6 protein-coding genes are annotated in these 15,568 nt (G+C 37.8%); 4 read left to right on the top strand and 2 right to left on the bottom strand.

The features are described 5' to 3' along the window. The first annotated feature begins 56 nt into the window (after positions 1–56). Positions 57–1,244, top strand: a complete 1,188-nt coding sequence (locus tag HQN85_RS15540; RefSeq protein ID WP_173273982.1) for a hypothetical protein — start codon at positions 57–59, stop codon at positions 1,242–1,244. Between the two features lie 17 nt (positions 1,245–1,261). Continuing rightward, a complete protein-coding gene (locus HQN85_RS15535) occupies positions 1,262–1,927 on the top strand; it encodes a hypothetical protein (protein WP_173274020.1) in 666 nt (221 codons plus the stop codon). A 17-nt stretch (positions 1,928–1,944) separates the two neighbouring features. Here the strand turns inward: HQN85_RS15535 and HQN85_RS15530 are convergent, their stop codons facing one another. Next, a complete protein-coding gene (locus tag HQN85_RS15530; protein ID WP_173273980.1) occupies positions 1,945–3,093 on the bottom strand; it encodes a hypothetical protein in 1,149 nt (382 codons plus the stop codon). Between the two features lie 402 nt (positions 3,094–3,495). Between HQN85_RS15530 and HQN85_RS15525 the strand changes: the two genes are divergently transcribed. Next, the gene (locus tag HQN85_RS15525; RefSeq protein WP_216847309.1) at positions 3,496–7,341 is read left to right on the top strand and encodes an MBG domain-containing protein; all 3,846 of its coding nucleotides are present in this window, start codon (positions 3,496–3,498) and stop codon (positions 7,339–7,341) included. 333 nt (positions 7,342–7,674) lie between these two features. Beyond that, the gene (locus HQN85_RS15520) at positions 7,675–9,780 is read left to right on the top strand and encodes a tetratricopeptide repeat-containing sensor histidine kinase (protein ID WP_173273976.1); all 2,106 of its coding nucleotides are present in this window, start codon (positions 7,675–7,677) and stop codon (positions 9,778–9,780) included. A 129-nt stretch (positions 9,781–9,909) separates the two neighbouring features. Here HQN85_RS15520 and HQN85_RS15515 read toward each other — a convergent pair whose 3' ends face one another. Continuing rightward, positions 9,910–15,102, bottom strand: coding sequence for an MBG domain-containing protein (locus HQN85_RS15515; protein ID WP_173273974.1), 5,193 nt, complete (start codon positions 15,100–15,102; stop codon positions 9,910–9,912). Between the last annotated feature and the right edge of the window lie 466 nt (positions 15,103–15,568).

Here is a 15,568-nt window from a genome sequence, read left to right as displayed (position 1 = left end):
GCTTCTTTTTTGCATTTATCTACTTACAGGCAGAAACAAACTTCAATAAGCTTTTTATGTGTAGCACCATCAAATCTATCTGTTATTTTTATTTGTTCTTTCTTTTCTCTTCCTGTTCATTAAATGCCCCACAAATTGAAAAGGCCGCAGAAATCAAGTCGGTTATTGTTGCCGGAGAAGGTAAAAATGCACTACTTATCATCCATGAGCTAACTTATAAAACCGTATTGCATCGGGCAAATAAATTAAAGCTCGCTAACTCTTCCTCAATTTTTAGATATTCTGTTTATCAACTTAATGATGGAAAACTATTAAATAGATTGGTAACAGGCAGCGGCCCAGATGATTTCCAAATTATTGGTGTTCAAGGCAATACAATATGGTGTTATGATAATCTACATCGATTGCATACCAGAAATGTTCCAGATTTAACAATTCTGAGAACTCAAAAAGATATGGCTATGATCAACCCAACTTTAAAACTGAACGCTTCACTCCCTGATGTTGCAGAAGCAAATCAGTATTACCGATATAACCCCCTTGATAGCCAGTTGACGATCATCAATAAGAGTGGTAGTACTTTTAAATTAAACCTCTTTACACTAAGATCTGTTGCTACAGAAAAATCTAAGCCTTTTACCAAAAGACTTAAACCCACCGGAAATTCAGTTTTTTTAAACCCAAGTCAGCTACTTAAACTAACTGGCAATAGCAAACAGTACATCACTAAGGATGAAAAAACTGATGAAGAAGCCTATTTATTTGGTCGTTTTCTCTTAGAACAAGACCTTAATAAGCTAGCTATTGCCGAAAAATCTTGGGAGCAAAAGTCCACTATAAATGATAAAAGACCCGCTAAAATAGATTTTAAAACTAATTTTAATGAAAAGATGAACAGGGGTCGTCGCACAATTACAGGTGAGAATCTTGGTGGTGATTCTACTAAGATTTATCTATTACATAGTAGTAGTTATGGAAATAGTGGAGCAGCTTTGATTAGCCAGGTAACGATTAATTCTGGGCAATATCTCAAGAAGTGGACATTGGCTTTTCCAGATGTATTCTTCAATCTAGTTGCAAAAAAGACGAAATCACCTTTTGATAAAAAATACAGAGCCGGTATGCCATCTAGAGATTTTGAATGGTATGGGATTTATGAAAACCAGTTTGTTGGTATAAAGATGGCACATCTCATGGTTGCCGATTTGCAGTCAGGCAAAATATTATATTCAAAAAAATTATAAGCTTTAATTATTACATGATGAAAAAGACGACACTATTGGTAATTATTTGCTTAAATAGCCTTACCCTTTTCGCTCAACGCATTCCAAAACCCGAAAGCTATTTTATTTTGACCACTACTTTAGGAGACTTGGACAATGATGGAACGAAAGAACTTGTTGTTGCCTACAACACAAAGCAAGAAGACGAAACCTATGAAAGCATACCAAGAGAGCTAAGAATTTACAAATTGCAAAATGGAGAATGGATGATGTGGAAAAAGTCCCAACAGGCACTTTATGAAAGTCAAGATGGCGGAACAATGGGTGACCCTTTGGAAAAAATAGAGATCAAAAATGGCATTCTAAACATCACTCAGAGTGGAGGAAGTAGTTGGAAATGGGGGCATACAGATAAATATCGCTATCAAAATGGAGATTTTTATTTAATAGGCTATTCGAGCACTGATGGTAAAATATGCGAATATTTTGTGTATGTTGATTTCAACCTATCAACTGGTAAAATGATTGTTAAAAAAGAATATGAAAATTGTGAAGATGATGACCAGATAGTTTACAAAAGACAAAATGAAACACTCTATAAAAAAGGCATAAAAATTACGCTACAAAACAGGAGAAAAAATGAGCTAAAAATAATCACACCTAAATATAAACACCAAATTTATATCGCCATGAAATATGATTAAATACTATCTCAGTCGCACTATATTTTAACTTTCCACAATAACTTTCCCGAATTAGCATCTAAGCCAAACATATAAAGCATCCTTACTCCTACCAATACCCCTTTTGTTAATCCAAACCATTCAAAATCGTAGTCGGGATTACCAGATGAAAATACGAAGGCTTTCGGGTTAGCTCTTAAGGCAGCTGTATAGTTGTAATAAATGCCTCCAATTGTACTGCCCCATTTCTTTTTATAGCTATTCTCTACTACATGATATGCGGACAAATGAATATTTGCTGTATCTTGGAGATTTGTGGCTTCCATTATATACACTGTATTTGAATCCGCTCCCAAGCTAACTGAAGACAAACTTGATTGCATGGATAAAGCATCCCATTTAGTTGCACCTATCTTCCCAATTACACGATGTTTGAAAGCTGCAATTTTTTGCCTATCATTCTCAACCAATAGCTTTCCCATTAAAAATGAATACTCATTGCTATGATCTTTCCGAAAATAGTTTCTTACATCTGGAGTTAAGGAAACTTCTCTTTCAGCATCCAGATAAACAACAGAAGATAGTGGATAAATAATGGGATTTAAGTTTGAAGGCATTGTCTTCTCGTTTGAAGCTAATAATGTTTTTTGTGCTAAGCGAAATACGAAACCGTTGTTATTCAACAAAAGCATGCTATTATGCTCGCTGTCAAATTGATAAAAGCGATAGGCTTCTGCTAATGGTACTCTAGGCATTTGCCCAATGGCAGGATTGAGCGATAAAAGGCCACCTTTATTGATTACCATTTTTAGCGAAGCAGGATTTCTTGCATGCAAACCTATCTTTGGATCAGCACTGTAGCACCAAAGCAATTTTCCATCAAACCCCAGTAAGTTAAAGTCTTCGTTTGGTTTACTCACTAAACGTGTAAGAAGTTTCCCTGAATTTGCTTCACGTACTGAATATCGGTATTTTTTATCACCCGATATGTAAGTTCCTCTTTGTCCTGATGATTTAGAACGTACTTGAAAAATTTCTTCTTTACAAATCAGATAACTTTGTGTTTCTGTTTCGCAAATTAAGATCTGAGCAACGTTATCTGCCAGTGCTGTTTCTGGCGATTTGTGAAAACAGGATATCAACATGGTGTAACCTACACATAGCAATAGAAAGATTCTTTTGTTCATATAATTGGTATTGCAAAAAATAATTCATCAGCTAAAGTAAATCAAATCAGCAGATTAGTTTTATAGATACTCCTAAAAGACTAGAGCATTTCTTTTTATCACTTAAATTAAAATTAGGTTAAAAATAAAGTGTAAAAGACCATTGGCATTTAATTTACTAATACAATGAGGTTTAAGGACAATCTGTTTCGTAAACACAAATCAGTCCTCACCTTAAAAGATGATTTTATAGCATGTCAGACTGATTTACCTTTGTTTGTTGGGATAATTCTTTATTTCAACCAAAGCGCTAGAAAATAAATTCAACAAATTATTCACAACAATATGCATAAAAATTTATCCATACCCATCGGTCGAATATATTATTCACTGATGTTTTTTTTGCTAATTTCCTTTAGCAATTTGACCTCATTTGCTCAAAAAAACTATCATGTTGGTCCTGGGCAGACAATGACTAAACTTTCTCAGGTTCCTTGGAACACCCTTGGAGCAGGCGACATAGTGAGCATTCATTATGATCCAAACCCATACCGAGAGAAATTTCTTATCTCCACAAGCGGAGAACCTGGAAATCCAATCACTATCTTAGGTATTCCCGGACCAAATGGAGAAAAACCGATCATTGATGGAGAAAATGCCACCTCTGACCCACAAAAACTAGCTTTTCCAAATACAGATGTTTTTGGACTTATTTTTATTGGGCCTGGAACGGGAGCTGGCTCTTATGGCCCTATTCCACATGATATTATAATCGATAATCTGGAAATCCGAAATGCACATCCTACAAAAACTTTCACGACTGCAAGTGCGCCTCAGACCAAGGTAGCGTACGACGTATTTTCAGCAGGAATCTATGCAGAAAGAGTGCAAGATCTAGTAGTTCGAAATTGTAACATCAACAATTGTGGAATAGGTCTTTTTATTAATTCCAAGTTTCTGTATCATGCTCATTCCAAAAATATCCTTATAGAGAAAAATACTTTTACCAAAATTGGTGTTGTGGGTGATTTTCACGATCACGGTTTGTACGTAGAAGCAGAAAACGTAGTTTATCAATACAATTTTTTCGATAAGTTAATTGATGGTGCATTGGGTGCCTCACTAAAAGACCGTTCATCAGGAAACATATTTAGATACAATTATATTGTTTCGTCTGCTGGCCACGCTGTACAAATTGCTGAGCCGCAAGGCGGAATTGGTGTACTGGATCTGCTGCCCAGCTACAAGGAAACATTTATGTATGGAAATGTTATTTTTAGTGATGTTGATGGTGCAACCCGTTTTATCCGTTATGGCGGTGATCAAGGTGAATATAAATATTATCGCCCGGGTACACTTCATTTTTACAACAATACAGTAGTAATAGAACGTAATAAAACATACAACATTGATCCTTCAAAACCTTCCAAAGCAGCTTATGATGTATCTTTATTTTTAATGGCAGATGGTGGAGATATTGCCGGCGGAGATACCGTTACCATTACCACAAAGGTAGATATGCGCAATAATATCATCTATGGACAAGCTGTTCCAGGCTCTCCTGCAGGCACGATTCCTTCCCAACTTAATATTCTTTCAACAAACTTGTCTGGGGAGGTAAATATGCGCAACAACTGGCTAAGTCCTCATGTAGTTGACCTGTATGAATACAATACATCAGGAGGCGGAAAAAAACCAAATGCTGGTAGGGTAACACATATCAATGACATGTATGGCAATATGGGGTTAAATGACCCTGGTTTTAAAGATTATGCAAATAAAGACTTTTCGCTTTTGCCTACTTCTAATGCTATAGATGGTGGAACAACTCTTTCTACTGCGGCAACCAACTATCCCGTACTGGAAGAATACATCAACCACATGAAGGCTAAAACCCGTACCTTGACCGGCACAATAGATATTGGTGCTTTTGAAAGTAGTGTGCCAGCATTAAATAATGGATATCCTAAGGAATTAACCACAACATATGGTGCAGCTGATTTTAATCCAGCAGGCACTGCATCTGCAAATCCACCAATCCCATATAACAGCAGTGACTTAACAGTAGCAACTATTGTTGCAGGTAAAATTCATATTGTAGGTGCAGGAAAAACAGTGATTAAGGCAAGTGTTGCAGGCCAAGAATACGTGCTTAACCTTACGGTGAACAAAGCTATGCTTACCATTAAACCAGACGTTGTCTACAAAAAAGTTGGTGCCCCTGTGCCTTCAAATTTTAAGGTAACTTACAAGGGCTTTGTTAATGGAGAAAATGAAACAGTTCTTACCAAGTTGCCTACTGTAACTACTAATGCAACAGCAAATTCCCCTATTGTAAGCCCAATAAACCAGACGAATAACTGGAACCCTTACCCACTTGTTGCTAATGGAGCCACTGCAGCAAACTATCAAATTGTTTACGTTAATGGTGTAATGAATATGTATGACGATAAAAAGTTAGCACAGCATATCAGTTTTAATCTGGAAAGCGCTGCTACTTACGGAGATTCAGATTTTGATCCGAATGCATGGAGTGATAATCCAACAATACCAATCACATATACCAGTTCTGATCCCAAAGTAGCAACCATTGTAAACAACAAAATTCATGTTGTTGGTATTGGAACAACAACAATCACGGTAAATCAGCCGGGCAACGCTATCTTCTTAGATCCGGTAAACAGATATGGAAACAGTCCTGTTACAGGTACATTAGAGGTACAAAAGGCAACGCTAAATATCAAAGCGGATTCAAAATCTATCACTGCAGGGTCTCCAATTCCGCCACTTACGGGTACCATCACAGGCTTTGTATTGGGGCAAGACAAAACAGTGCTTACAAAACAACCTACTTATACAACCACAGCTACAGCAACATCACCTCCAGGAACTTATAAAATTATAGCATCTGCTGCTACTGCTGCAAACTATTTTATCAATTACGTATCTGGAACTTTAACAATTACCTCTCAGGCAACAATCCCGCAAGTCATTAAATTTGATCCCCTTGCAGCTGTTACCTATGGAACTGCTGATATACCGCTTACAGCAACAAGTGATAACAATAAAATTCAAATTACTTACCTTAGCAGCAATACAAGTGTAGCGACTATAGTAGGAGGAAAACTTCATATTACGGGTGCTGGGACAGCAGATATTACGGCCAGTCAGGCAGGTGACGCTACCTATATCAGTGCTAAAGATGTGGTTCAGGTGCTCACTGTTAATAAAGCACCACTTACGATTACTGCTGATCCAAAAACAAAACAAGAAGGTAGCGCAAATCCTGCACTTACAGCTAGTTTTTCTGGTTTCGTAAATGGTGAAAATCAAACTGCTTTAATTACGCAACCTACACTAACTACAACTGCTACAATTGCTTCTACACCGGGAGACTATCCCATTACCGCAAGTTCAGCAACAGCAAATAATTATTTGATTAGCTATGTGCCAGGTATTCTAAAAGTTACTGCAAACCCTAATGTACTAACCCCACAAACCATAAATCTTCCTTCAACGGCTACTGCAACTTATGGAGATGCTGATTTTGTACCAGGTGCAACTAGTTCAAATAATACAATTCAAATCACTTACCAAAGCAGTAATCCTTTGGTTGCAACAATTGTAAATGGAAAAATTCATATAAAAGGCGCAGGAACAACAACCATTACGGCAAGCCAACCAGGAGATAGTAAATATAGTCCAGCAACTGATGTTATGCAAACTTTAACAGTCAAGAAAGCCACACTTCTTATTAGTGCTGATATTCAGGTTAAAATAGCTGGTACTCCTAATCCTATATTTACGGTGAGTTATTTTGGATTTGTGTATGGAGAAGATGTAAAAGTACTGACTTCTCCACCAAGCATTACAACAAATGCTACTGTTACCTCCCCTGCTGGTGTTTATCCGTTAACTGTAAGTGGAGCAACAGCAGACAATTATAATATTGCCTATAGTAACAGTACCCTTACCATTTCAAACGCTTTACGCATACCGATAACACTTAGTGATGTCACAAACATTCTTTCTCCAAACGCAGATGGAATAAACGATTACTGGATTATAAAAAATATTAAATTATATCCTGAAAATCATGTGCGAGTATTAGACCTCACTGGTAGAATAGTATTTGAAAAAAGAAACTATGATAACACTTGGGATGGAAAATATAAAGGCAAAAACCTAGGGACAGGTGCATATATCTTTTTGATCGAGCCAGGAGATGGGCACGAAAAACTTAAAGGAACATTGACCATTATACCGTAAAAATAATCCTAAAAGAAAAATATTAATACATTTCGAAACTAGCTTTTCTATCGAAAAGCTAGTTTTTTTTTGCAATTATTGTCAATTTCAAAATAGAGATTTGACTCAATTCCTCTAGCTACTTTGAAAATAAAATCATTTATATAATACTTATTACTAATGACTTAAGAAAACAACTATTCCTTTAAGATTATAGTTAACAGATCCGATAAAAAATACAATGAATATATAGGCTCATCTAATTAAAGAAACTATACAATCTTGATATTTTAAACGGTAACTGTATCTTTATGTCCTATCGTTATTGTGAATACAAGTAAGAATTATTTCAAAATGAATTTTCGCTTTATCCTAACCGTTGTCCTTATTTGCTTTAGCGGCTTCTTTTTACCCTGTTTCGCACAACATGAACTTATAGATAGTTTGAAAATTGTAATTTCTCGCAATACAAAAGATGCTGATCAGGTGAATGCTCTCAATAAGCTTAGTACTGAATATAGCAGATTAGATATCAAGCGTGCTAAACAATTGCTGTATCAATCCATTTCACTTAACAAATCACTAAATAGAGCTGACTTGTTATCATATGCCTATTCACATCTGGCTGCATTACTAGCTAGTACAGGTAAAGTTGATAGTGCTAATATGTATCTATCACTTTTAAAATCTTTATCAGAGCAAACTAAAAATACGTATGCTAATACTGCAAAAGGTTACTACAACTATACAGCAGGATTACTACTTAAACAACAGGGTAACTATAGGGCAGCAATTCCTTATATGAACTTAGGATTGAAGTATTTTACAGCGGATGGTGATCTTTCAGCAATAGCCGCTCAACATATGAGTATTGGCAATACCTATATTAAATTGTTCGAATTTAAGAAAGCATTAGATGCTCATTTAAGTTCTTTACGACTTTTCACTAAAGCTGGAAATAAACGAGGAGTATCTTTCAGCTATCAAAATATTGCCACAGACTTTTATTCAATGAAAATGTATGCTCAAGCGTTGCCTTATGCAAAAAAAGCAATGGAGCTTAAAACTCAATTAAAAGATAAACGTGGTATTGCTGGTGCTGCTATAGGCTTAGGCAATGCCTATGAAGGTTTAATGGATGATAAACTGGCCCTTGATTATTATAAACAAGCATTAAAGGTACTGCGCAGCCTAAATCTGCCACAAGACGAAGCTGAACTTCAGGTAATGATTGGTAACTATTATTCGAGAAAAAATAATTTCATACAGGCTAAATCATCTTACGAACGCAGCTTAGAACTTGCAACACTTGCTAAAGACAGTTCGCTTATACGTAGTGCAGAAGCTAAAATCGCATCGGTTAATAAAAGTCCATCGCTTAATGATGAACAGATCTTACTCCGTGCATTACATGCCGCATCTCGAGATGGTGATAAATCTATGGAAATTGATATTTACCGTTATCTTTCGGATTATTATTCTCAAAAAGGACAATACAAACAGGCCTTACATTATAAAAATGTCTATCTCGAAGTAAGTGACAAAGTGCACAATAATAGTTTGCTCTTACAGCTTAAAAGTATGGAAGAACAGTTTCGTAGAGAGCGGAATATCCAAGAGATTGCAATTTTGAAAAAAGACAGAGAAATAAACCAAGTACGTTTGCAAAAAGAAAAAAACCTTAAGTTTTCAGCTTTTGTAATTGTTTTCCTTCTGCTTATTATTTTATATGTATGGATTGCAAATCAGCGGGCACGTAATATGTTGCAGATGCAAAAGCTCAGAGATGAGCTAAGCCGAGATCTCCATGACGATATTGGGTCTAGATTAACCAATATACAGTTTCTTACACATATCTCACACCAAAGTGATATTGATGAAAAACAAAAAAACATGAATCTAGGGAATATTCGACAGGAAATACTCGCATCTACCCAAGCATTAGATGAAATTGTTTGGAGTATGAAAACATCTCCTGAAGACATGGATAGTTTAACTGTTCGTATTCGTCGTTATACTGGTATTCTTTTCGAAGATGATTCTATCAGAGTTAATATTCACATCAAAGAGAATTTTCCTGATGATCGGATTTACCATGAAACCCAACGAGATTTATTTCTAATGTTTAAAGAGATTTTAAATAACATTATTAAACATGCACATGCCCACATTGTAAATATTGACTTAAGTTATGCAAAGGGCCGTCTATATCTTAAAATTATTGATAATGGTGTTGGCTTTGATGCTTCGAAAATTTCTTCAAAACGAAATGGATTATCAAATCTTAAAAGTCGTGCTGAGAAATGGAATGGAAGCTTTGAGATTAAAAGCTCACCCGGCATGGGAACTCAAGCATTGTTTATTATTCCTTACAATCGAATTTCTTTTCGTGGGTTCTTAAATCAACTTAATAGATACAATCGTAGCTTCTTGCAGCGTCTTAACCTATCTAAAGATTAAATTTTCTTCCGGTTATGATGTAAGTTTAAAAAACATTGCACTTTTTATACATCTACTTATTTAAATTCTTTAATAGTGCAATAAACAAATGGAGGCTTTTGGCCTCCCTTTGTTAAATATTTAAAATAGTTAGTTCACGATCGTGAAGAAGTTCTTGATCTTGCCCATTCCCTTTCCGAAGTCCAGCACATAGTAATAGGTATCCGTGGCCAGTGGTGAACCTTTGTACATCCCGTCGAAATCATTCTGGTAGTTTTCACTCTGGTATACCGTACGACCTTCCCTATCTACAATGGTAAGCTTTGCCGCTGGGTAATTCCCTAGCCCCTTGATCACCAGTTTATCATTTATCCCATCGCCGTTTGGTGTCAGGATATTATTGGCATCCAGCTTGAAGCTTGCAATCGATTTCAGTGAGATGGTCAGCGTTGATGGCACAAAGCTCAGCGTATAGTTGCTGCCAGCTGTCAAACTTCCCAAGCCTATCGCATAGCTGCCCACGCCCTCTCCAGGTACCCTGTCCAGCTGTCCGGAGAAGCTGTCCGTTCCGATCAGCTTTCCACTGCTTAAAGAGTAAGTCAATGCTGGGTCTGCATCTCCGATGTTCTTGGTCATGGCATTGGCACTTACCGTTACCGCTGCCTTGTTGATGGTTAGTATCTGGCTGGCCTGTGCCGCTGCCGAATACTGGTTATCTCCTATCTGGTCTGCATAGATGGTGACCGTACCTGCTTTAAGGATATGCACCTTACCGTTTACAACAGTAGCAATGCTGTTGTCGCTGCTCGAGTAGCCCACTGGAAGTGCCGAGCTTGCTGTAGCGATCACGTCAAAGTCCGCATCACCATAGGTCTTAACCGGTATGGCATTAAAGATAATGCTCTGTGAAAAGAACAGGTGGACCGGTTTGGCCGAAACCTCATTCGAATAGGTACTCTCGGCGTTAGCGGTATTCTTAGCTGTGATACGGTAATAGTAGGTGGTACCGTTGGTTAAATTAGGATGGGTATAGGTTAACACATCCTTCTGCACACTTGTTAACAGCATAGTCGGGTTTGGCGAAGTTCCGCCATAGATCTCGTAGCTGGCAACATCGCTTTCGCTGTTCGCATTCCAAGTTAACTGAACCTGTGCATCGCCAGCAGTAGCAGTTAAGCCCTGTGGCGCTGCAATATTGTTGACCGGTGCCGCTGTAATGGTCAACTGCGCATCTGTAAAGTTGATCTTATAATCATTGCTCAGGCTCAGTGAACCAAGGGTGATGTCATAAGAACCTACAGCTTCCCCAGCGATACGTGAAAGGTTTCCGCCGAAGGTATCCCCATTGACCAGGTTCGGCGTATAGGTATAGGTAAATACTGGATCTAGTGTGTTGAAGACTTTTGTTTTTGCATCAGCGGCAACATCGATCTGTTTCTGGGCAATGGTGAGCACACGTGATACCTGCCCTGCCTTATTGTATGCATTATTATCCCCTCCCTGGTCTGCGGATATGGTAACCGTACCTGCATGCAGGATATGTACCGTACTGCCTGTTACCGTAGCAATGCTGTTATCGCTGCTGGTATAGGTAACCTGCAGCCCTGAACTTGCCGTAGCCGTTAGGTCAAAGTCGGCATCGCCATATACCCTATCCGTTAAAGGTGCAAAGGTAATGGTTTGGTCGGCTTTAAGTGCTAGGCCTGGAAGAGGTGTTGCTGAAGCGTCTGTAGAATAATCACTTATATAATCAGAATTATCTATTGCTGCAATTCGATAATAATACTTGGTACCATTGGTTAAATTGACATCGGTATAGGTAAATGTACCTGCCGGAACACTTTTGATTAAAGTAGTCGGGTTTGGGGAAGTATCGCGATAAATTTCATAATACCATATGTCACTTTCGCTATTAGCAGTCCAGTCTAGTTTAACCAGTGCATCTCCTGGATTAGCGCTTAAACCTTGTGGAGCCAATGGAACTCCATTTACCATTAAAGTTTCACCAGCAAAAGGTAAACCTTCTGCTACTTTATAAGGCCATGCTCCATCGTCTACCAGATTTAAGGTTAATGAACCATCTCCTCCCAAGGGCACATTCAATGAAATTAGATAAGAATTAGGATCATTCGGATCGGGAATACCACCAGTAACTGTTACCCCAAATACGCCCCCTGTCATGGTAACGGTGAAATTCGAAGTGCTTAAAAAATCTATTGGAGCTGAAAATTTAACACGGTAAAGTGGTCCTGATTTCGGAGAATTTAATGGACCCTGAATTAATGGCTTTATCTCTACAATACTTACCGGAATATCAACACTCATAATTTGACCAATAATTTCAGGTAAATTAGGTTTCTCTTGAGCGACGGCCGCATAATAATATTTACCAGGAGGCAAATTCTTAACATCGAACGAGAAGTCAACAAAGCCAATGCCCTTAGAGATATCTTTTGCTACAGAAGATGCTAAAACCCCACCAGATAAATCTGGTTTAGTACCATAAAGAATATCCGCATATACTCCATCCAATGTTGTTTTTACTGAGCCGTTTAAGGTTACACCCCCAGCACTGACATTTGTAGCGGGCAGCGTAATAACTAATAGGGGCGGCTCAATGGTATATATTTCACCTTTAACTGGTAAAGCATTGCTGATGGATGACGATAAATTAGTTGTATTCGCTAAGGAAAGTTGAACGGTTCCATTACCTCCCGGCGCAATGGTTAGGGTTACAAACCATGAATTAGGTTTGGCTGGATTACCACTTTTAACAACTGTAGAAATTGCCGCGTTCACTGTTCCAGTAGTGGCCAAACTTAGGTTAGCTGCACTTAGGTTGTTTACCACTCCGTTAAATTCTACTTCGTACAGCAACAGGCCGGTACTGCCATCGTTTGGATTTGGCGAAGCTGTTTTGATGGCGTTGATCGCATAGTCCACCTGCACGCTCATAATTTCTCCGTAGGTATCCTTGCCATTGGCAGTGGCCACCACTCTGTAATAGTAAGTGCCCGGAATGGTAACATTATCAAATGCAAATGATGTCTGCGTTAGGCCAGATCCTGCGGTTACCACAGGATTTACAGTAGCATCAGCAGCGAATTTACTGCTAAAATCAGCCAAGGTACTAAACTCATATTTCACATTAACATCACTCGAATTAGTTCTAACAGCACCATTTAAGGTGGCGCTGGTTGGGGTGATATTGGTAGCGGGTAAGGTAGTGGCAATTACATCTGGAGTGATGGTAACCACTTCTCCTGCAAATGGAAGTGTAGTGCTGATTGGAGCAGACAAATTATTGGCATTGACCAATGAAAGCTGAATCGTTCCATTATCAGTAATTTTACCTAAAGCGACTGTCACTTGCCACAAATTGCCAGCAACTGGGTTTTGGATAACATTGCTAATAGTAGCGTTTGTTACCCCACCAGTCTGGGTAAGCGCAAAGTTAGCAGCATCCAAACCATTTACTACTCCAGAAAAATCAACTTTATAAACTACACTCCCTGTTGTGCCATTATTCGGATTAGGTGAAATTGTGGTGATCGCACTAATTTCTGTTTTAATCTCGAAGCTTAATATAGCACCTCGCGAAACTTCTCCATTAGTGTTAGTCGCTACCACACGATAATAATAAATGCCTGGAGCACCAGGATCGTTTAATGTGTAACTCACATCTTTAACCCCGGAACCTGCCATTATAGTACCATTTGTAGTGGCGGCAAATGTAAAGCTGGTAGATAAATCAGGAGTTGTACCAACCTCAAAACCTACAATAACATCTGCTGTATTGGCTTTAACCGTAGCGTTTAGAGTAACCGCAGCACTCGAAATATTAGTTGGAGGCAGGGTAGTTAACTCTGTTGGAATAATTTGAGTGTTTAAAAGTATGGAGGTACTGCCTGGAAGAGACGTGCCACTTCCATATATAATATCCGATTTACCATCCCCATCTGCATCGGACAAAAATACTTTTGATTGTGATGTTGCAGTTGGAATTGATACTGGAGGCAGAAAACTATTGGTGGCGGCAAAATCGTTAATGTAAATTTCTGCCGCTCCAGAACTTGGATTATTTAAGATTAAGTCTGATTTTCCATCTCCATTGGCATCTTCAATTTCCAATGAGATAGAAAGAGATGCTAAACTTTTATTAGTAACAGGATAATTTAAACTTGCAGAAAATGATCCTGCCCCTTGATTACGTTTTACAACGAAATTATCATTATATAAAACTATCATTTCTGGTAACCCCTCTCCAGTTAGGTCTACAAAGTCTAAACCTTTGGAAATACTTGTGTATTCAGGAATTGGATATGATTTTGGGGTTAATTGTATATTTCCCGGTGTCGAAGTATTACGATAAATAGTTACTTCTCCATAATTGGCTCCTATTGCAATATCAAAAACCCCTCGATTTTCGGTATCGGCAGCTTTTAACGCATAAATAGTATAATTTGCTTTTGCAAGTTGATAATTATTCTCCTTACCAAATGTAATTGCTGAAGAAGATGATGTATTTAGCATAACTGTAAAATCTTGAGTTCCAACATCCGCTATAATTAAATCTGTTTTACCATCATGATCAATATCTGCTGTTTCAAGAAAATATCCAGTAATTCCAATAGGAATATCAGCAGCAGAAAAAGAAATTCCTGGAGTACTCGGATTTGATGTATTTGTATATATGGTGATTTTTTTTAAAGCCCTAGTAACTGTTACAATATCAAGGAGTCCATCACCATTAAAATCCGCAACTTTAGTTGTCATGGAGTTGTTATCAGAAACAACTGGATTAATTGAATTCTGATTTGTAGTAAAACTTAGTGTTCCAGGCGTTGAGTTATTTCTTTCTATAATCAAATTAGAACCTCCAGTAGAAATTAAAAAGTCAATTTTCCCATCATTATCAAAATCTTTGGGAATGATATCATAAGATTTTGGAAGATAAATCACAGTTGGTGAAGTTGCAAATGTTAGAGGCCCAGAACTTGTATAAGTAATATTAAATGAGTTATCTGTACTGCAAGTTAGGTTAGTCTCCAGATTGGTAATGGTTAGGTCACCATTATCAGTTCCAACAGCTACCTCGGCTACCAGTTGTGTACTTGAAATTACTTGAATGTTTCTTGCCATTACTGCTCCAAAAAACACCATATTTTTTGTGGGGTCTAAGCTAAACCCTGTACCTGTAATATGAACTTGGGTTCCTATGGGCCCTTTTTTTGGACTGAAGTCGCTTATCGTAGGCGCTTGAGCATTAACTTTTATGCTAAGCATCAATAGGAATACACTGAGCAATAAGCCTGGCAATTTTTTGGATAACTGTTTTTTCATAGGTAGTTAATCTATTTCCGGAATGTATTTTTTTATACCCAAGAGCCTATGCTAATTCCTAGCAAAGGCTTTGAGCTTATCTAATTTGTGAGCGAGAATTAAGATGGGGTTACACTATTCCTTGAGAAATTATTTCTGCTGTAGACATAGCCATCGTAATTTAATGAGCAAAATTACAGGGTGATTCTTTAGTAAAAAATCATCTTTTGGGGTGGTTTTATATAAAGTAGGATTGATAGTGGTTGTTAATTTTCAAGAAAGTCATCGGTATAGCGATAATGCTGTGTTTAATTTTTTAAAGCGTAGTCATGATCGAAAAGAAATGTTAATTTTCGCCTCATTGGCCGGCGGGGCCTAATTCTTTTTTATGGAAAAAAGAACCAAAAACCACCGAAGCGCCTGATGCTACAGCGTTTACTGCTGTGGCTAATTGATGCAAACCGCACCAGCCAAGGTCGGTTGTATC

The organism is Pedobacter boryungensis, from assembly GCF_013204825.1.
GTDB lineage: Bacteria > Bacteroidota > Bacteroidia > Sphingobacteriales > Sphingobacteriaceae > Pedobacter > Pedobacter boryungensis.
Note: the sequence above shows the minus strand (reverse complement) of the source record. Positions and strands in the feature narration are given on the sequence as shown.